We start from the raw sequence: 20780 nt of genomic DNA, 5'->3' as shown, positions 1-20780 counted from the left end.
TTATCTCCTTTTCGTACTCTGCTTTGTAGATGACTTTGTTGTTGCAGGAGTGACTGTTGGAACCTGTACCTGTGTTGTAGTCTCCTGGGTACCTCCACTTATCATTTCTGGAAATGCATATGTCAGGTCTCCTGCTGTATTAGCAATTGATATTGTATAACTAACTGTATTATATCCATTCTGCGAAAGTGTAATCGTCTTCTTTCCAGATGATTTATCAAATGAACACGGAACAGTTCCTATGTATTCACTATTAACATAAAGTACCGCTCCCTTAGGTGCTGTTATTGATACCTTATATCCACTTGTATTATCAGCCGCTGTACTTGTTGATGTACCGGATGAAGTCATATCGATAACCTTCGTAACATAAGCTGAGTTAACATTTATAATCTCAGAGTATTCCTGATAATTGTTGGCTACCAGCTTAATTCTGTGAGTTCCATAAGTCAAAGAAACAGGGGATGAATAATCAACCTCAGTTCCATCTATACTCATTACTGCACCGGACGGAGTAACCGAGAAATTAACCGCACCTGTTTTAACAGGATCCGTCTGGACTTCTGAAAAATCAACTGTGGTAGTTGCATCCTTTGATATAGTAACAGTCTTACTTGCTGACAGGCTACCATTACGGACATTAACCGTAAATGTACCAACAGGTGCAGTCACCAGCATATCCCTGGTAATACCCAGAAGCTGTCTGTTTCCTATACTTATATAGCCTCCATTAAGTGCATCTGTACCGGTAACCTTAAGATATCCGTGTCCGTCTGTTACTTCAACAGAATAGACTTTGTCTCCTATGCCTCTTATGACCATCTTATCCTGATCAACAAGCTGTGCAATACTTATTCTTTCATCTCCTGAAAGTACCACTGTGTAGCTTTCATATACCATATTGGATGCACCAATACTTATTTTTCTTGAACTTTCATCTACAGTTATTCCTGAAACATCGTATCTTACCCAGGAATTACTGCTTCCATAAATCTTCGCCGCCTTGCCTTTTTTATCAACATATACATCATATATGCCACCCACATCCATGGTAGATGCCGCTTTTACCTTACCATAGGCATCCTGGATATCCGTACCACCTGAATATGGCACCTCATATTCTGTTCCACTGTTTATATCAACAAAGCGCATTTTAAACCCGCTAAAATCCTGAAGACTCAACACACCTGTAAAGGTTGGATTCTCACCATCTCCCTTTATATCTTTATTAACTGTTGGTGCCGGCGTTATACTGCTTCCCGGTACCATTGCATTTCCTTTCTTACTGCCAGAAGCTGTACATGCTGTCTGACTTAAAAACAGCACAAGCATCATCCCTATAACTGCTGCCTGCCTCAAAATATGTATCCAATTATACATTCGTTTCATAAGCATTCCTCACAAATAACTTTTCCCCTCGTATCCTCCAATTTTATCACAGACCACACATTTTATCAATTAATTCTCTTCTACGCATATTCTGCGCTATTACTGTTTTGAGCTTTTCAATATTCTTAGCAGGAACCCACGCTTTTCCAGCATTATAATACTGGTTGATAATCTTCCAGAATTTCTCTGGAAAGCTTAACATTGCTGCCAGCATGTCAAGGTCATCATCATCAAGAGGCTTTAATTTATCATATTCATCAACAAGCCTGTATGCTATATTAATATCCCAGTCATGCTTTTCCATGACCTTCCTTAGAAACTGGTACAAATCTGCAACCTGACAGTCATTATGACATTTTTCAAAATTAGTAACAGCATTTTCACTGCCATCTGCATCCAGAAAAACATTATGATAATTATAGCTTCCGTGTACAAGTTCATTTGTCTGCTCCATTCTTTCAAAACGCGCATCAAACCGCTGTGATTTTATACACGCCCCCGCTTCACTTGCTTCATCGTAAAATTGATCTATAGCTCCAAGCGCTATCTGCTCAAATTCATTTTTCTTTTTCTTGCCTCTCATATAATTAGCAGCCTTCTTAATCTCTCTTGTATGCCTGTCAACATTCTGTCTTATTCCGCTTCCTTTGTCGAACCGCACAACATTCTGCACACAGCTTTCACTTGCTTTCAATTCTGCCTCCGGTTTCTCACCTTCCAACTCTGACAACGCCATACACTCCCACTGTTTATTTATATTCTGGCTTCCATTGTCACACACATATTTTACACCTTTAGCAGAAACTACATTTAAACAAATGTGCAGCCGCGCAAGCGTTCTGACTGCCTCCGTCACATCATTTGCAGACTTTACATCGCACTCTCTTCCACTAAACCATTTCTTCATAACATATCTGCGCCCATCCTCTCCTGATGTGAACAATTCCCCGTCGTCGTTTCTTACATAGGTATCAACCCTGTTAAATCCAGCCTCACGAACTGCATTTGTAACAGCATCATCCCTGTAGTAAAATCCGTCATTTCTTGTACATTCAAGGAACAGCCTGCATCCTCTGTCTGTAAAAAGAATTACTCCACCTCTTCCCTTAACCATCTTTTTAATCTGCATATCATAAAATTTAAGACATTCTAATGATTTTTCGTTCATAAAGCCCCCCCGTTTCCGCACTTAATACAGACACTGTATTCTCATACGCCTGCGTCTGCCTTATCTTATGAAATTAAATGCTTCTATATTCCTGCGATTTACTACAATCATTATCTTGATGAAAATGCATTTTTCTCTTATAATAGACAAATATGGAATCTGAATCCACATATAAATCAAACAATACTGCGGGGGAAAATTATGCCTGAAAACTTTCATATTGACATGCCGGAAGCTGTCAGGAACATTATACATACAATTGAAGAACACGGCTTCAAAGCCTATGCTGTTGGCGGCTGTATACGAGACAGTATCCTTGGTCGAAACCCGGATGACTGGGATATAACCACTTCTGCTGTTCCATCACAGATAAAAACTTTCTTTAAAAGAACTGTTGATACTGGAATCGCCCACGGAACCGTCACTATAATGATAGATAAAACCGGATACGAAGTTACAACATACAGAATTGATGGCGAATACGAGGATGGCAGGCATCCGAAATCTGTAGAATTTTCAGACAGGCTTGTTGATGACCTGTGCCGCCGTGATTTTACGATAAATGCCATGGCATACAACGACACTGATGGATTTGTTGATGAATTTAACGGTCTTGATGATTTGGATGCAAAAATAATACGCTGCGTTGGTGAACCAGAATTAAGATTTACAGAGGACGCTCTGCGAATGATGCGTGCCATAAGATTTTCTGCACAGCTTGGCTTTACCATTGATGAAGCAACATGGAATGCAATTAAAAAGCTTGCCCCATCAATCAGCAAAATAAGCATGGAGCGTGTGCATGTAGAGCTTGGCAAAACACTTATGTCTGCACATCCCGATTATGTTGCTCAATATTCAGAAGCAGGACTTTTTGAGCCGATTCTTCCGGTAATTGACAATTCCCTAAAGAGCCGCTATAAGCGCAAAATACTTGCAACATTACAACACACACCTGATAATATATACTTACGCTATGCTGCACTTTTCATAGCTTCTACACCTGACGAAGCAGCTAAGACACTTCGAGCACTTAAACTGGATAACAAGACTGTTGACACAGTATCTAAGCTTGTTAAATTATCAAAGATTGATATAGAAGAAACTGAGCCGGCCGTTCGTACTGCCCTTAATCAGTATGGCAGAGATTTCCTGCCTCTGTGGCATGAGCTTATGATGGCTGTAATCCAGGCATCTGAAGACATCACAGGAATAAGTAATCCGGCGAAGGTAAAGCATCTTCTCACATTAAAGCGTCTTGGGACAGATATTCTTGCACGCGGTGACTGTTTTACAATAAAAGCCCTCGACATATCAGGAAATGACCTTATTGAATATGGCCTTCAGGGACACGAAATCGGTGAAACACTGAAATCCCTGCTTGATATCGTTATAGAGAACCCTAAGCTCAATGATAAAGCTACTCTTATTGCAATGATTGAACATATCAAATAATATAATCATAAAATAACCCTCACCGGCTGCCTTCTGGCAAATCCGATGAGGGTTATTATAATTAACACTTCTTAGAATTAATATGCCTTACCCCAGTAAACCATAGCCTTAGCCGGCTTACCACAGCATACGCACACATCACTTAACTTCTCCTGTGCAAATGGCATACATCTTGATGTACATGTAGTATCTTCCTTAATCTTGTCCTCACAAGCCTGGTCTCCACACCACATAGCCTTGATGAATCCAGCCTTATTAGCTGCTGTATCCTTGAATTCATCATAATTAAGAGCTGTATATGTATGAGCTTCTCTGTGAGCTCTTGCTCTCTCAAGCATATCCTTCTGGATAGTATCAAGAATTTCTGGAATTCTGTCTGCAAGCTCATCGATGGATACAGTAATCTTCTCTCTTGTATCACGACGAACAATAACAGCCTGATTAGCCTCAATATCTCTTGGTCCCATCTCAACTCTTACAGGGATACCACGCATCTCCTGCTCAGAGAACTTCCAGCCAGGATTCTTATCTGAATCATCAACCTTAACACGAAGTCCTGCTGCCTTAAGAGCCTGGCCAACTTCATAAGCCTTGTCAAGAACGCCTGCCTTCTTCTGCATAATAGGAATAACATCAACCTGAACAGGTGCAACCTTAGGTGGAAGCACAAGTCCTGAATCATCACCATGAGTCATGATAACAGCACCGATAAGTCTTGTTGTTGTTCCCCATGAAGTCTGGTGAACATATTTTAACTTATTATCCTTATCTGTGTACTGGATACCAAATGCTTTGGCAAATCCATCACCAAAGTTATGGCTTGTACCTGACTGGAGGGCCTTACCATCATGCATAAGCGCCTCGATAGTATACGTAGCCTCTGCACCTGCAAACTTCTCCTTATCAGTCTTACGTCCCTTAATTACAGGAATTGCAAGAACTTCCTCACAGAAGTCAGCGTAAAGGTTAAGCATCTGCTGTGTACGTGCCTCAGCCTCTTCTGCTGTAGCATGTGCTGTATGGCCTTCCTGCCATAAGAACTCTCTTGAACGAAGGAATGGTCTTGTCTCCTTCTCCCATCTTACAACTGAACACCACTGGTTATATACCTTTGGTAAATCTCTGTATGACTGTATCTCATCTTTATAGAAATCACAGAAAAGTGTCTCTGATGTAGGTCTTACACACATTCTTTCCTGAAGTGGATTAAGTCCGCCATAAGTTACCCATGCAACTTCTGGTGCAAATCCTTCTACATGATCCTTCTCAACCTCAAGAAGGCTCTCTGGAATGAACATTGGAAGATAAACATTCTCAACACCTGTTTCCTTGAATCTTCTGTCCATCTCATTCTTAATATTCTCCCAGATTGCATATCCAGCCGGCTTAAAAATCATGCATCCCTTGACGCTTGAGTAAGACATAAGCTCTGCCTTCTTACACACATCTGTGTACCACTGAGCGAAATCCTCTTTCATGGATGTAATCGCTTCTACTAATTTCTTATCTTCTGCCATAATAAACCTCTTTCTATGACATTACAGACCCGTTTCATACGGAGCCTGATGCGAATGCTGCTTCGCATTGTCCGCCTGCCATTGACGGCACCACTAGAGTTTATCATGTTCTAAAATGCTTTTCAAGTAAAGAACAAGTGCTTTTATTATACAATATGATATTGGTCCAAGAATAAATCCGACAACCCCATACACAAGTATCCCGATATATATAACCGCAAGCATTGTAAATGGTGCAATTCCCATTCTGTCACCCATACATTTTGACTCCATAATCTCCCTCACAAAATATGTGACAATATACAACACCACAAGAATCACCGCATTTTTCACATGTCCGAAAAGCAGGCTTCCCACAGCCCATGGTATCAGTACTGTTCCCGTACCAAATATCGGAAGTGCGTCAATAATCCCAGTCAGCACACCAAGAAGAATCGCATAAGGATTGCCTATCATTAAAAATGCTGTTGAACACACCACAATATTTATCGACATTATAATAAGCTGCACCCTGAAATATACATTTATCAAATTGCGAAGTCCCACATGCACCGCCCCGACTTCGCCCTTAAATATAGTGTTCTCCCGCCAGCTTCTGTACTTCTCAATTCCAGCCGCCGCATATATCGTTCCAATAAAGCACACCACAAGTCCGGCAACCGCCATAACGCACCATGTTATAACCGGAACAGAATGTTTTCTCATAATTGTAAAGAACATCTGCTGTCCGTCTCCATCTATAATTATCCCTTTACATTTTTCAAAAAATGCGTAACTGCAGCCTTCTTTCAACTTAATCCAGCCATCAATACGGCAGCATACAAGCTTAAACTGCCCATCAAGGCTGTTAATGTTCTCATCAAAATTAGCTATGAAATCTTTAAGTTCGCGAAACGCCATATAACCGACATACAACAGCACTGAAAGAATTATAAGCGTCACCATTGTTACAACTATACTCGCAGCAAGAGTCTTTTTCTCCCTTAAAAGTTTCGCCAGCCCCACTATCGGCTTCTGAAGCAGCACCGCAAAACAGAATGCAAGCATGAACGGCCACACATAATAAAAAAGCACCTTGAATATAAAGAAAACCACCGCAATAATAACGGCACTGCCAAAAAGCAATGTCAGCCGCTTCCTGAAATCCCACACATTTTCACCCATATGCCACCTCACACCTGCTAATACTTATCGTTTAATTAGTGTGTGCGTGGCTGGGACATTTATTCGCCGAATGTTGTTGATTAATTATTAAAACGCATGTATTCTTAATAAAAACATAAAAAGGACACAACCATGCTTAATATAATACACGAAACTAAAGACATTATTATAGTGAATAAACCAGCCGGACAGCTATCCCAGGGTGCGAAAGGATTTGATTTGGACCTTGTAAGCGAAGTTATGACTTACAACGCTTCACAGGGAAAGCCTGCATATGCAGCAATAATCAACCGCCTCGACCGGCCGGTTTCGGGACTTGTGCTTATTGCAAAGAATAAGTCTGCAGCAGCAAAGTATTCCACACTAATGCAGAAGGAGGGCGGATTTAATAAACAATATGAAGCTTTAATATGTGGAAAACTATCCGAATCAAAAGGAACTTTTGTTGATTATTTAAAGAAAGATGGAAGAACGAACACATCAGCCATAGTTCCGGCAGACGCCGCCGCTAATGATAAAGAAGCAAAGCTTTCAAAGCTTGAATATGAAGTGATATCTTATGATGAAGTTAAAGACATTACACATGTAAGAATACATCTGATTACCGGCAGACATCACCAGATAAGAGTACAGTTTGCAAGCCGCAGGCACCCGCTTGTTGGAGATTATAAATATGCCACTGCTGATTGCGGCATGGATAACGCCGTTAAAGCAGTGGCATTTAAAAGAAACCAGATTGCACTGTGCGCTGTTTCACTTACAATTGAGAATGAAACATTCAGAGTTACACCTGAGTTTTCGATTGGGTGATACTGTCTGGTATTTTGCTGGATGTGGCCAATTACCTATTGAACAAGCTTTCTATTCATAACTAGTAGGTCAATTTGTATGTTTTCAAACTCATTCTGCATTATGGTATAGCCTATAAGTTTAGTCTTTTACATTTTAAATCTGTACCCTACTCCCCAGATTGTCTCAATATACTGAGGCTTGCTTGTATCAAGCTCAATCTTCTCTCTGATTTTCTTGATGTGGACAGTTACAGTTGCGATGTCACCGATTGAATCCATATCCCAGATTTCCTTGAAAAGTTCTTCCTTAGTGAAGACATGGTTAGGATTCTCTGCAAGGAACGTAAGAAGGTCGAATTCCTTTGTTGTAAATGGCTTCTCCTCACCATTAACAAATACTCTTCTTGCTGTCTTATCAATCTTTATTCCTCTGATTTCAATAATATTGTTATTGTTCTTAGAATTACTTACAAGTCTGTCATATCTTGCAAGATGTGCCTTTACTCTTGCAACAAGCTCACTAGGGCTGAATGGCTTGGTCATGTAATCATCCGCACCAACTCCAAGCCCTCTTATCTTATCAATATCTTCCTTCTTGGCAGATACCATGATAATAGGAATATCCTTAACTTCTCTTACCTGCTTGCATATCTCGAAACCATCAGTTCCGGGAAGCATAATATCAAGGATACACATATCAATATCCTCATGCAGTGCAGCCGCAAGGCCACTTGTTCCATCATTACATACCTCAACCTCATATCCGTTAAGTTCAAGGTAATCCTTCTCAATATCTGCAATACTCTCTTCATCTTCTACAATTAATATCTTGCTCATAGCCAGTCCCCTTTCGTGTAGTTTCATTATGCATTCTCAGGATTCTCTTCATCCTTTGCTTTAAGCAGATTAAGATGCATGGTCGTGCCTTCGCCCTCTACACTCTCTGCCCATATTTTTCCTTTGTGGTCCTCAACAATCTTCTTAACAATTGCAAGGCCTATACCACTTCCACCATGCTTGCTGTTTCTTGATTCATCAGTTCTATAGAAACGCTCAAATATTCTCTCAACATCTTTAGCTGCAATGCCAATACCGTTATCTGAGAATATTGCATGAATGTAGTCGCCTTCATCGTACAGGTCAATCTTAATCTTTCCCTGTCGTCCCTCAGCCATATACTTAACTGAGTTACTTATAATATTATTAACAACCCTCTTTAGCTGCTCCGGATCAACATTCATATATGCCGGCTCAGTAAGATGGTCATTATATTCCAGTTCAATCTGGCTTGCCTCAAGCTCAGTGCCTATCTCTTCACAACAGTCTCCAAAATAGTCACTTACATTACATCTGACAAATGTATATGGAACCCTGTTAGTATCAAGCCTTGAATATATAGTAAGCTCATCAATCAGCTTGTCCATATCATTAACCTTGTTAGCAATAGTCTGGATATACTTAGCCTGCTTTTCAGGCGTGTTGGCAATTCCGTCACGCAAGCCTTCCACATATCCTTTAATAGCCGTAAGCGGTGTCTTTAAGTCATGTGAAATATTTCTGATAAGCTCCTTTTCCTCGGCATCAGACTTAATCTTATCCTCCGCACTCTGCTTAAGTACGACTCTCATCTCCTCAAAATCCCGGCATACATCTCCGATTTCATTATTAGATACCTTTGGCATCTCGAAATCCATATTGCCTTCTTTAATATTATCAGTTGCAAGCTTCAGCTTATTAAGTGGCTTAACAATAGAACTGTATATCCACAGAGTAAGTCCAAGACTTGTAATAATTAACACCATAATTATAACAAATATAACCTGCATTATAAATGTCTTAACCTGTGGAAGAATCTGTTTCAATGAAGTAACAATTGACACGCTGTAAAAATTATCTTCTGAATCCTTAAAATTAAGCTGTTTTATAAGACTCTGGTACTCTCCCCCCTTGTAAGTTCCAACATCAGAAACATTCTCTTCATCAGCAGAATAATCAGGAAGAATCTTTACAATTTCGCTGTCTGGTGCTTCTGTTGAATTATATATAATAATTCCATTCCTTCTTACAACAAGACAGGACATCTTAGATGACAGCTCTCCTGATAATTCATCAAGATATTCCTTATTAGTAAACTGCTCCGGCGAAGTATCAACCTCCGTCTTCATATCCTTATATATGCTGTCAGTAATCTTTCCAAAAAGTATTATAGGTGAATATACGCCAACGAGAATTGCCCCATCATCTACATTATATGTTCTCTCAATGCTTTCCTTCTGTACACAATACAGACCTCCCAGAGCAAGACCACTCAGAAGCACAGGAAGTATAACCATAATACAGAAAGAAATATACAACTTATTCTTTAGCTTCATAATTAACCCCTTTTCCTCTCAATACTACCATATACAGGGATATTTGTAACATTACAAATGTATTAATTTTATTAAATATAAATTAAAACAGCTGTAACGGAATATCCGCTACAGCCTGCAATTAACCTATCTTGAGCCTGAACTTCTGAAGTTCTCTCTCTGAATCAACTCTTTTAATAATTCCACCAAGGTTAGTAATCTTTCCTTCAAAATCCTCATAACCTCTCTGGATATACTCAATATCATCAATCTCTGATATACCATCTGCTGCGAGCGCAGCAATAACAAGTGCCGCACCAGCTCTTAAATCCGGAGCATTAAGCTGCACACCACAAAAACTTTTAACACCTTCAATATAGGCTGTGTTACCCTCAACCTTAATCTTGGCACCCATTCTTCCAAGCTCATCTACATATTTGAATCTGTTCTCAAATATGCTCTCAGTTACCATACTTGAACCTTCAGCAAGTGCAAGTACAACTGAAATCTGTGGCTGCATATCCGTTGGAAATCCAGGATATGGCAAAGTCTTAACATTAGTACTCCTAAGTGTACAGCCCTCTGCTATAACTCTTAAGCTGTCATCACCTTCCTCAATCCTGCATCCCATCTCAATTAACTTTGCAGATATTGATTCCATATGCTTAGGAATAATATCCTGAATAACAACATCACCATGTGTAGCTGCTGCTGCCATCATAAATGTTCCGGCCTCAATCTGATCCGGAATAATAGAATAAGTACATCCGTGAAGTCTCTTAACGCCTTTGATACGGATTACATCAGTTCCTGCACCTTTAATGTTAGCACCCATAGAATTAAGGAAATTCGCTACATCAACTATATGCGGTTCCTTAGCCGCATTTTCCAGAATAGTGTCTCCCTCTGCCATACATGAAGCCATCATAAGGTTAATTGTTGCACCAACTGTTACAACATCAAAATAAACATGAGCTCCTGTAAGCTTCTCTGCCTTTGCATGTACAACTCCACAATCTATATCAACATCCGCACCAAGTGCCTTAAAGCCCTTGATATGCTGGTCAATTGGACGGCTTCCGATATTGCATCCTCCTGGGAGTGCAACATGAGCCTCATTGTACTTACCAAGTAAAGCACCTAACAGATAGTAAGATGCTCTTATTTTTCTTATATAATCATATTCTACATTGGTATCACAGATTGAACCACCATTTATCTGAACGGAATTGTTATAAACATACTTAACCTTAGCACCAATTCCTTCTATAGCCTGAAGTAAAACTCTTGTGTCTCTAACATTAGGTACATTTTCAATTGTTACAGTATCATCTGTCATAATTGCTGCTGCAAGAATACCTAAAGCTGCATTCTTCGCACCACCAATGGAAACTTTTCCTCTGAGTGGCACTCCACCCTTGACAACATATTGTTCCATATAGCACCTCTAAACATAATAGTCACATCTTATAAAGTATATCACAGAACTTTGATTTGTAAAGATTTTCGTTGCAAATACATTTATAAAAATATGGCAAATTCACCCTTGTTATAATTATATGCAAAAAATTGCAATTTGTCACATAACAAAGGCTGTCCTTTATCAGGGCAGCCTTATAAAAATATCCGGTAATTTTATCACTCTAGTACTTATTAACATAGTTAAGCGGATTAACAGGAGAACCTCCAACCCATATTTCAAAATGAAGATGCGGGCCTGTACTGTAGCCTGTATTACCTGATGCGGCAATAGCCTGTCCCTGTGATACGCTCTGTCCAACGCTTACATTTATAGAACTAAGATGACCATATCTTGTCATTGTTCCGTTACTGTGCGTTATATCTACGCAATATCCATAATCAGCAAACCATCCTGCTCTTGTTACAGTTCCTGCTGCTGCTGCTGTAACTGTTGTTCCCTGTGTTACAGACCAGTCAACACCTTTATGAAGACTTCCCCATCTGTAGCCATATCCTGACGAGAACGAACCTCCAGCTACCGGCTTTAAATATGTTGGAGGGGTAAGTGTTCCAACCGCAATAGTCTTAGGAACAGATTCCTTAATAATATCTTCCTTTACATATGTTCTTCCAGTCTCATTACCATTAGTATAAGTAACCTCTGCTATTACTGCTCTGTGTCCTACAGTGCCTTCAGATATAACAGTATTGGTTCCTCTGTAATTAGTATTATCATCCTCATAATTAGGCTCTGCTTCGTAATCCTCCTCATAACTCATCTGATAAGTTGTTATAACTGATATCTCTGACTTTGGAACAGTAATAATTATTGAGTCTCCTGGTGCAATAACACTATTCTCTGTCAGATTAGAATTAAGACTTAATAACTCTGATATTGTAAGTCCGTTATTCTGGGCAATAACTGATAAAACATCTCCTGCCTGAACAGTATATACTGTCTTTTCAGCATGCTCCTTAGTTATATTTTCATAGGCATCTGTAACTGAAGTTGTTACAGCATTATCTGCCGGTACTTCAACAACAACCACATCATTACTGAAACCAATACCTGTAAGCCCGTCTCCGTCAGCAACAGTCTGCCCATCCTGTGATACCGCTGTACCACTGATAGCTGATGAAACAATCTCTGCTGCTGTACTTTCTTTAGCCTTCTCATTAACTGAAACAGTATAAGTTCCTGTAGCAGCATCAAGTGTATCAAGAGACACTGTAAATGCATTGTTCGGATCATACTTCTGTATCAGCTTCTCAAATAACTTTATTACATCTTCCTTAGACTCCAATGTAACAACGAAATCTCCAAGTCTTACTGTATAATACATATGGAAATCAACATCCATAACATTATCGAACATATAACTGTAAATAGCGCCTGACAACTGATTCACACTCATTCTTTGTGCAACATTCCTGCTTTCTTTATTAATCTCAATGTCAGGATCCATATACACAACATCACTATACTGTGCACTTAATTCCTGTCTTGCTGAAGCAAGAGCAATAATAACCTCTTCTTCAGTGTTGGCTGCACCAACCTTCATGCCATTAATTGTTATACTATAATAATCAGCTTCCGTTTTTAATAAATTTTTAGTCAAAAATGGAATTGCTATAATACAGACAAGGCTCGCAACTGTCATTGTGTTAATCATTGTGAGCTTCATTCGTCTGCCATATCTTGACAAGCGTTCCATGAGTTCCTCCAAATACTATGTTAATATATAGTTATCTTCTTGTAATATATTTGTAACAATTTCGTAACAATTATACTAACACAGGATATTGGGTTTGTAAACCCTATTTTTTCTTTCTGGAAGATTTTGGCTTAGAAGGCTTCTGTACGGAATATCCGAACTTACCTATGAAATCACCAAGTCCATAATATCTTCCATGCGAATATGCAATAAGGTCTGCGTCTGACAAATGCAGTGTTCCCTTCTCATCTAACAGGCTTTCATCTACATTTACAGCCATAACCTCTGCTATAAACATATCGTGGCTTCCAAGCTCTAACACCTGCTTTACCTTACATTCGATATTGACAGGACTTTCTGCAATTGCTGGAGCTTCAATCTTAACTGACGGTGCTGCTGTAAGATGCATATCTGCAAATTTGTCAACGTCCCTGCCAGATTTTACTCCACAATAATCAGTGGCTCTCGCAAGCTTTCTTGTTGTAAGATTAATAACGAATTCTCCTGTTTCCTTAATAATGTCATGGCTGTAGCGTTCTTTTCTTACAGATATCGAAACCATCGCCGGATCAGAGCATACAGTTCCTGCCCATGCAACCGTAATAATATTAGGCTTCTCTCCTTTTCTTGCACAGCTTACCATAACAGCAGGCACAGGATATAGCATATTGCCGGCTCTCCATGTCTGCTTCTTAGCTTTCTCGTTCTTCTTTATCTTCTCACTCATGCGTTAAATGCCTCCTTAACATGATGGTATCCTTCCAGTATAATAGCCGCATGGTCTGCTGCCAGCCCATCGCCGTCAACAACCTTATATGTGCGGTTCTTAAGAATACCTTTTCTATAGGTAACTTCCACCCTTGCACAGATATTAATATTCTTATCAGCATTGGACAGCCTGCACAGCCATTCTTCCTTAATAAGTGACTTATCCTCTGTCTTATTAACCAGTTCATCTGATATATCAAACCATCCGGCCTCTCTTGCATCATCACCAGCCTGAGCCTTCTGGCTGCCTTCATCTATCAATGCAACAAATGCTGTTGTAATAATCCTTGTTCTTGGGTCACGGTCATAATCGCCATATGATTTAAGCTGTTCTGCTTCAATATCATGCAGACCAGTTTCCTCCTGAAGCTCTCTTAAAGCCGCATCATATAGATTCTCTTTAAACTCAACAAAGCCTCCCGGACACGCCCACAATCCAATACATGGATGATTTCCTCTTTTTATAAGAAGAATTCTCTTAACCTGTGAATCTTCCTTTGTAAATACAAGCGTATCCACAGTGTTGCATGGATTCTGATATTTATCAGGGTCGTATTTGTCAAGGAAAACAGCCAGACTATCACCAGCTTTATTAAGTTCTCCCGTTCCCACAAAACATTTATTCTGCTCTTCACTTAAATATTTCATCGTTTCTCTCCCTTACCTGCACCAAACCATTTAATTCTTGTATCCTTTGCTCCACAGAACTTCCTGTGTATGAAATCATCCAGCACCTCATTAAAGCTGCAGAATTTATCTACAAGTACAATAACAAATGTTTCTTTATATTTTGGTGGTGTAACTGTCAATGGAAACATATGCTTTGCAATCATGTCTCCCTCTTTTTCTGTTATATCAAAATACTTTCCTGCATTCTTAAGTGCCTTTGTAGGATGCTCAAAACCATGAAGTCTCTCACCCTTCCCAGGCGAATACTTGTGCCAGTCGTACAGAAACAGGTCATGTAAAAGTCCTGCCTTAGCTCCTGCCTTCTCATCAAGATGTAATTTCTTGCACACAAGATAATTATAATAAGAAACATGTACACTGTGCCCGAAAAGGCTTGTACGTCCATGATGCGAATATTTCTTCATACTCTGTATCACATCATCTGAAAACAGCTTATTCATCCTGTTCTTATATTCCCTGCCAGACTCATTCTGCTTAATGTGTCCTAACTTATATCTATTACATATTCTGTCAATCGCATTAGAATATTCATCCTTCTTGATTCTCTCCTTGTATACCTGTCTTATGCTTCTCCCTTTGTAAGAATTAATCTTAACTGACATATTAATCTCCATTCCTGCCCATAAACATAATCTCATAATCTTGTACATGCGGCATTAAAATCACCTTGAAAATTATATCATAAAAGCCTGTACATTTGCATAAATATAATTATTAATATATTCAACATTTAAGTTGTATGATTATAGAAATTGTGCTAAACTATGCACATAATCACTTGCATTTTTTATGCAGAAATATGATTCGGAGGAGAATATAATATGGATGGTAATGTTATAGTTGGACAGTCAGGAGGACCTACTTCTGTTATCAACTCAAGTCTTGCTGGGGTATATAAGACAGCCATAGACAGAGGAGCTAAGAAAGTTTATGGTATGCTCCACGGTATTAAGGGACTTCTTGATGGTCAGTATGTTGACCTTTCAGAGAAGATTAACTCAACAATGGATATTGATTTATTAAAGAGAACACCTTCATCTTATCTTGGTTCATGCAGGTACAAGCTTCCTGAGATAAGCGAAGACAGAGAAACATTTGATAAGATTTTCAAGATTCTTGATGATCTTGATATCAAATATTTCTTCTATATTGGTGGTAACGACTCAATGGATACTATCAAGAAGTTATCTGATTACGCAATCGTAACCGGAAGCGATATTAAATTCATGGGTGTACCTAAGACTATTGATAATGACTTAGCTGTTACAGACCACACACCAGGATTTGGTTCTGCTGCCAAGTTTATCGCAGCTACTATGAAGGAAATCATCAGAGATGGTCTTGTATATGATTATCCTACAGTTACTATTGTAGAGATTATGGGACGTAATGCCGGATGGCTTACAGCCGCTGCTGCTCTTGCAAAGAGTGATGACTGCGAAGGTGTAGACCTTATCTACCTTCCAGAGAAAGTATTTGATATCGACCATTTCATGGCAAGAGTTAAAGAAATTGCAGCTAAGGGCCGTTCAATGGTTATCGCTGTTTCAGAAGGTATTAAGGTTGCTGACGGAAGATATGTATTCGAGCTTTCAGAGCATGTAGAATTCGTAGATGCATTTGGTCACAAGCAGCTTGCTGGCTCAGCTAAATTCCTTGCTAACAAGATTGGTGCTGAACTTGGCATCAAGACTCGTGCTATCGAGCTTTCAACACTTCAGCGTTGTGCAGCTCATATGACAAGCCGTACAGATATCACAGAAGCATACAACGTTGGTGGTGCTGCTGTTAAGGCTGCATTTGAAGGCGAGACAGGTAAGGTTGTTGTTCTTAAGAGAGTTTCTGATGATCCATATATGTGCATCACAGAGACTAATGATGTTCACCAGATTGCTAACATCGAGAAGAAAGTTCCTCTTGAGTGGATTACAGATGATGACTTCGTAACAGACGACCTCATCCACTACATCAGACCACTTATCCAGGCTGAGCTTTCACCAATCATGGTAGACGGTCTTCCAAGACATCTTAATATTAATGCATAATAATAATCTTATTACATAATAAAAAGCAGGTAGGATTTTCCTCACCTGCTTTTTTGTTTCTGTCTACGCTGATATGCTCTTACCAGTATACAACTGATAATATCTGCCCTTCTCTTCCATGAGCTGGTCGTGTGTTCCACGCTCGATAATTCTTCCCTGCTCCATAACCATAATACAGTCTGCATTGCGGACTGTAGAAAGTCTGTGGGCAATAACAAATGATGTTCTTCCTGACATAAGCGCATCCATACCCTTCTGGACAAGTCGCTCTGTTCTTGTATCAATAGATGAAGTAGCTTCATCAAGAATAAGTACAGGTGGGTCTGCTACCGCTGCTCTTGCAATTGCAAGAAGCTGTCTCTGTCCCTGGCTTAAATTAGCACCTCCGCCATAAAGCACAGTATTATAGCCATCCGGAAGTCTCTTGATGAATCCATCAGCATTGGCAAGTCTTGCTGCTGCGATGCATTCCTCATCACTCGCCTCAAGCCTTCCGTATCTGATATTATCCATGATTGTACCCGTAAAGAGGTTAGTATCCTGAAGAACGATACCAAGGCTTCGTCTTAAATCATTTTTCTTAATATTGTTGATGTTAATTCCATCATATCTGATTTTACCATCCTGAATATCATAGAACCTGTTGATAAGATTAGTAATTGTAGTTTTTCCTGCTCCGGTACTTCCGACAAATGCAATCTTCTGTCCCGGTGTAGCATACATTTTAATATCGTGAAGTACCATTTTGTCCGGATTATAGCCAAAGTCAACTCCGTCAAATGTTACATCACCAGCAAGTCTTGTGTACTCTGCACTACTGCCGTCCTTTGCCGGCTTCTTCCATGCCCACATCTCAGTATTTTCTTTAGTCTCAATAAGCTCATTGTTCTTGTTGTATCTTACATTTACAAGCTCAACGAAACCTTCGTCAACCTCCGGCTTCTCGTCACATAACTCAAATACTCTTCCGGCACCAGCCATCGCCATAACGATACTGCTCACCTGCTGGCTTATCTGTGTTACAGGCTGTGTAAAGCTCTTGTTAAGACTTAAGAAAGCAACAAGTGTACCAATTGTAAGTCCTGAAAAATCACTCAGAGCAAGAATACCACCAACTATTGCACATAATACATAGCTGATATTACCTATATTACCATTAACAGGCATTGTGATATTAGCAACCTTGTTAGCGTTATTGGCACTCTCACGAAGCCTGTTGTTAATCTCCTTAAACTGCTCAATACTTTTGTCCTCGTGGCAGAACACCTTGACAACCTTCTGTCCTTCCATCATTTCTTCGATATAAGCGTTAACCTTACCGATATCCTTCTGCTGCTCAACGAAATATTTTCCGGAAAGTGCACTCAGCTTGGAAGTTACATAAAGCATAATAACAACCATCACAACCGATACGATTGTAAGCGGAATATCAAGCACAATCATACTTACAAATGTAGATACAAGTGTAATGCATGAATTGATGACCTGAGGTATACTCTGACTTATAAGCTGTCTTAATGTGTCGATATCGTTAGTATATACTGACATGATATCGCCGTGTGCATGAGTATCAAAATACTTAATAGGAAGTGACTCCATATTAGTAAACAGCTCTAATCTCAACTTCTTTAAAGTTCCCTGACCAACATTTACCATAATTCTGTTGTAGCAATATGAACATAATACACCGACCATAAGAACTGCAGCGAGCTTAATAAGTGCGCCTGCAAGCGGTGCATAATCATGTACTGCTGACTGTGTCAGCGGAATAATATAACTGTCAATAAGCTTCTGGATAAACAGCGTTGCTATCAGTGTTGTAAGTGCTGAAACAAGAATGCACACAAGCACTGCTATACACGAAAACTTGTAATTCTTTAAAATATATCCAAGCAGCCTCTTCATAAGATGAAGTGGATTTTCTTTATTCTTCTTATTCTTCATATCAATATTCTTATCCATATGCTGCCTCCTATTCTCCTGCCTCGTCAAAATCACCGCCGCCCTGTGTCTGGACCTCGTAGATTTCGCGGTAAACTTTATTGTTCTCAACAAGATTTTCATGAGTATCAAAACCACTCACACAGCCATTCTCAAGCACCAATATTCTGTCTGCGTCCTGAATACTTGAAATTCTCTGTGATACGATAATCTTGGTAGTTCCTGGTATCTTTGTTGCAAATGCTTTCTTAATCTTAGCGTCTGTGGCTGTATCAACAGCACTTGTTGAATCATCAAGAATAAGAACCTTCGGGTGCTTAAGCAGTGCTCTTGCGATACAAAGTCTCTGTCTCTGACCACCGGAAACATTGCTTCCCCCCTGCTCAATCCATGTATTGTATTTATCAGGCATTCTCTCGATAAATTCATCTGCACAGGCCTGACGGCAGGCTTCTATGCAATCCTCCTCAGACGCATTTTCATCGCCCCATCTCAAATTATCAAGAATAGTTCCTGAGAAAAGCACATTTTTCTGAAGAACAACTGAAACCTCATTACGAAGAGTTTCAAGGTCGTAGTCTCTTACATCAATTCCGCCTACGCATACAGAACCATCCTTAACATCATACAGACGGCTTATCAGATTAACGAAGCTTGACTTTCCACAGCCCGTTCCGCCTATAATACCGATTGTTTCGCCCGCATTTATATGGATATCTATGTCTTCAAGAGCATCCTTGTCGCTGTCTTTCTTGTATGTGAAGTTCACATGGTTGAAATCAATTCTTCCGTCAGGTACTTCCATAACCGGATTCTCCGGATTAGTAATATCAGCCTTCTCATTAAGAACCTCAGCAATTCGTCTTGCACTCGCCACACTCATCGAAACCATAACAAATATCATAGAAAGCATCATAAGTGACATCATCATGCTCATTACATAGCAAAACATTGATGTCAGGTTACCCGTTGTCATAGTTCCATCAGTAATAAAATGTGCTGCAAACCATGAAAGTGCAATAATACTTCCGTATATAACAAACATCATAATAGGATTGTTGAATGCAAGCCATGATTCCGCCTTAACAAATATTTTGTAAAGATTCCCGGCAGCCTTACTGAATTTCTTATTCTCATGGTCTTCTCTTACAAATGCTTTGACAACTCTGATTCCTGTGACATTCTCCTGAACACTCGCATTTAAATCATCATATTTAGCAAAACCTTCTGTGAATATTGGAGTAACCTTATATATAATAAAGAAAAGTACAAATCCAAGAAGAATAAGCGCACCTAAGAATATAAAACTTAATGTAGGATTGATAATAAAGCACATAACCATACTGCATATCATCATAAGTGGTGCTCTTACCGCAATTCTAAGAATCATCTGATATGCATTCTGCACATTTGTAACATCAGTAGTCATACGGGTAATAAGACCTGCTGTGCTGTATTTGTCTATATTAGAGAATGCGAAATTCTGGATATTCGAATAGATTCCCTCTCTTAAATTACATGCAAAGCCGGTAGAGGCCAAAGCCGAATATTTTCCTGCCTGAATTCCAGCAAATAGACTTATAAATGCAAGCACAAGCATAAGTCCACCGTACATCAACACCTTGCTCATGTCTCCCGCCTGAATACCCTTATCGATAATACTTGCCGTAACAAACGGAATAAGTATTTCCATAAGCACTTCAACAATTATATATATTGGCGTTTTTATCGAGACTTTTTTATACTCACCAATATATGCTGATAAAGTTTTTAACATTTCTTACACTTCCTTTCACAGTTATTCACATCATCGTATACTTTTTGTAACAGACGGTGTAATTCTTCTTTTTCGTCAGCAGAAAGCGATGAAAGAAACCATTTTTCTTTGTCATGCATTGCCTTACCTGCATGAACGCACATGGTTCTGCCCTTGTCTGTTATTCTCACATGCTTGACTCTTTTATCCGAAGGGTCATAGAAGCTTTCTATCATTCCCTTCTTTTCAAGCCTCGCTGCTGTTCCCGCTATTGTCGCCTGGGCTACGCCAAAGTGCTTCTCAAGCTCCTTAAGCGTAATACATTCATCTTTAGTTTCATTAATCATCATAAGCATCTTAACCTGTGAAGATGTCATGTCATCTGCTCTTAACTCCTCATTGGAACATCTTCCAAGAATATCATTAAGACGCTTTATAAGCTCTCCACAATGGAGTGACTCCCGCTGCATATCTGCTCCCTTCGTAACAAAACGGCATCCTAACCTGCCATTCTTTTAATAAAATTCTTAAGTAGCTTTGATATATTACAAAAATGACAGCACGCTGTC

The 20780-nt window shown here is 39.4% G+C and carries 17 protein-coding genes; 3 read left to right on the top strand and 14 right to left on the bottom strand.

Features of this window, described 5'->3' with window-relative positions; genetic code table 11:
- Complete coding sequence (locus tag EUBELI_RS00390; protein WP_165437528.1) at positions 1-1389, bottom strand: PEGA domain-containing protein; 1389 nt, start codon at positions 1387-1389, stop codon at positions 1-3.
- Positions 1390-1435: 46 nt separating this feature from the next.
- Positions 1436-2557 carry a protein kinase family protein gene (locus EUBELI_RS00385; RefSeq protein ID WP_012738352.1) on the bottom strand — a complete coding sequence of 374 codons (1122 nt, stop codon included), beginning with the start codon at positions 2555-2557 and terminating at the stop codon, positions 1436-1438.
- Positions 2558-2758: 201 nt separating this feature from the next.
- On the opposite strand from EUBELI_RS00385, the gene EUBELI_RS00380 reads away from it, so the two are divergent.
- The gene (locus EUBELI_RS00380) at positions 2759-4012 is read left to right on the top strand and encodes a CCA tRNA nucleotidyltransferase (RefSeq protein WP_012738350.1); all 1254 of its coding nucleotides are present in this window, start codon (positions 2759-2761) and stop codon (positions 4010-4012) included.
- A gap of 77 nt (positions 4013-4089) precedes the next feature.
- On the opposite strand, the gene proS is transcribed toward EUBELI_RS00380, so the two are convergent.
- Positions 4090-5529 carry a proline--tRNA ligase gene (gene proS / locus EUBELI_RS00375; RefSeq protein ID WP_012738349.1) on the bottom strand — a complete coding sequence of 480 codons (1440 nt, stop codon included), beginning with the start codon at positions 5527-5529 and terminating at the stop codon, positions 4090-4092.
- 93 nt (positions 5530-5622) lie between these two features.
- Complete coding sequence (locus EUBELI_RS00370) at positions 5623-6693, bottom strand: AI-2E family transporter (RefSeq protein WP_012738348.1); 1071 nt, start codon at positions 6691-6693, stop codon at positions 5623-5625.
- A 132-nt stretch (positions 6694-6825) separates the two neighbouring features.
- On the opposite strand from EUBELI_RS00370, the gene EUBELI_RS00365 reads away from it, so the two are divergent.
- Positions 6826-7503, top strand: a complete 678-nt coding sequence (locus EUBELI_RS00365) for an RluA family pseudouridine synthase (RefSeq protein WP_012738347.1) — start codon at positions 6826-6828, stop codon at positions 7501-7503.
- A 128-nt stretch (positions 7504-7631) separates the two neighbouring features.
- Here EUBELI_RS00365 and EUBELI_RS00360 read toward each other — a convergent pair whose 3' ends face one another.
- The 7 genes from EUBELI_RS00360 to EUBELI_RS14530 form a co-directional block, all read right to left on the bottom strand.
- On the bottom strand, positions 7632-8321 hold the full coding sequence (locus tag EUBELI_RS00360; protein WP_041687857.1) for a response regulator transcription factor: 690 nt from the start codon (positions 8319-8321) through the stop codon (positions 7632-7634).
- A gap of 26 nt (positions 8322-8347) precedes the next feature.
- Positions 8348-9856, bottom strand: a complete 1509-nt coding sequence (locus EUBELI_RS00355; RefSeq protein ID WP_012738345.1) for a sensor histidine kinase — start codon at positions 9854-9856, stop codon at positions 8348-8350.
- Positions 9857-9977: 121 nt separating this feature from the next.
- Positions 9978-11273 (bottom strand): UDP-N-acetylglucosamine 1-carboxyvinyltransferase, encoded by a 1296-nt coding sequence (locus tag EUBELI_RS00350; RefSeq protein WP_012738344.1) that lies wholly within the window; start codon positions 11271-11273, stop codon positions 9978-9980.
- Positions 11274-11478: 205 nt separating this feature from the next.
- On the bottom strand, positions 11479-13011 hold the full coding sequence (locus EUBELI_RS13460) for a peptidoglycan DD-metalloendopeptidase family protein (RefSeq protein ID WP_049777827.1): 1533 nt from the start codon (positions 13009-13011) through the stop codon (positions 11479-11481).
- A gap of 103 nt (positions 13012-13114) precedes the next feature.
- A complete protein-coding gene (locus tag EUBELI_RS00340) occupies positions 13115-13738 on the bottom strand; it encodes a flavin reductase family protein (RefSeq protein ID WP_012738342.1) in 624 nt (207 codons plus the stop codon).
- Positions 13735-14427, bottom strand: a complete 693-nt coding sequence (locus EUBELI_RS00335; RefSeq protein WP_012738341.1) for an NUDIX domain-containing protein — start codon at positions 14425-14427, stop codon at positions 13735-13737. Before EUBELI_RS00335 ends, EUBELI_RS00340 begins: the two co-directional genes overlap by 4 nt.
- The gene (locus EUBELI_RS14530) at positions 14424-15119 is read right to left on the bottom strand and encodes an HD domain-containing protein (RefSeq protein ID WP_012738340.1); all 696 of its coding nucleotides are present in this window, start codon (positions 15117-15119) and stop codon (positions 14424-14426) included. The genes EUBELI_RS00335 and EUBELI_RS14530 overlap by 4 nt, the downstream gene beginning before the upstream one ends.
- A 171-nt stretch (positions 15120-15290) precedes the next feature.
- Between EUBELI_RS14530 and EUBELI_RS00325 the strand changes: the two genes are divergently transcribed.
- Complete coding sequence (locus EUBELI_RS00325) at positions 15291-16514, top strand: 6-phosphofructokinase (RefSeq protein WP_012738339.1); 1224 nt, start codon at positions 15291-15293, stop codon at positions 16512-16514.
- 63 nt (positions 16515-16577) lie between these two features.
- On the opposite strand, the gene EUBELI_RS00320 is transcribed toward EUBELI_RS00325, so the two are convergent.
- Genes EUBELI_RS00320 through EUBELI_RS00310 form a run of 3 tightly spaced genes read right to left on the bottom strand, consistent with a single transcriptional unit; the run spans position 16578 to position 20681 of the window.
- Positions 16578-18476, bottom strand: coding sequence for an ABC transporter ATP-binding protein (locus tag EUBELI_RS00320; protein WP_012738338.1), 1899 nt, complete (start codon positions 18474-18476; stop codon positions 16578-16580).
- 10 nt (positions 18477-18486) lie between these two features.
- Positions 18487-20232 carry an ABC transporter ATP-binding protein gene (locus EUBELI_RS00315; RefSeq protein ID WP_012738337.1) on the bottom strand — a complete coding sequence of 582 codons (1746 nt, stop codon included), beginning with the start codon at positions 20230-20232 and terminating at the stop codon, positions 18487-18489.
- Positions 20226-20681: a MarR family winged helix-turn-helix transcriptional regulator gene (locus EUBELI_RS00310; protein WP_012738336.1), complete on the bottom strand. Its 456-nt coding sequence runs from the start codon at positions 20679-20681 to the stop codon at positions 20226-20228. The genes EUBELI_RS00315 and EUBELI_RS00310 overlap by 7 nt, the downstream gene beginning before the upstream one ends.
- Between the last annotated feature and the right edge of the window lie 99 nt (positions 20682-20780).

The organism is [Eubacterium] eligens ATCC 27750, assembly GCF_000146185.1.
Taxonomy (GTDB): domain Bacteria; phylum Bacillota; class Clostridia; order Lachnospirales; family Lachnospiraceae; genus Lachnospira; species Lachnospira eligens.
Note: the sequence above shows the minus strand (reverse complement) of the source record. Positions and strands in the feature narration are given on the sequence as shown.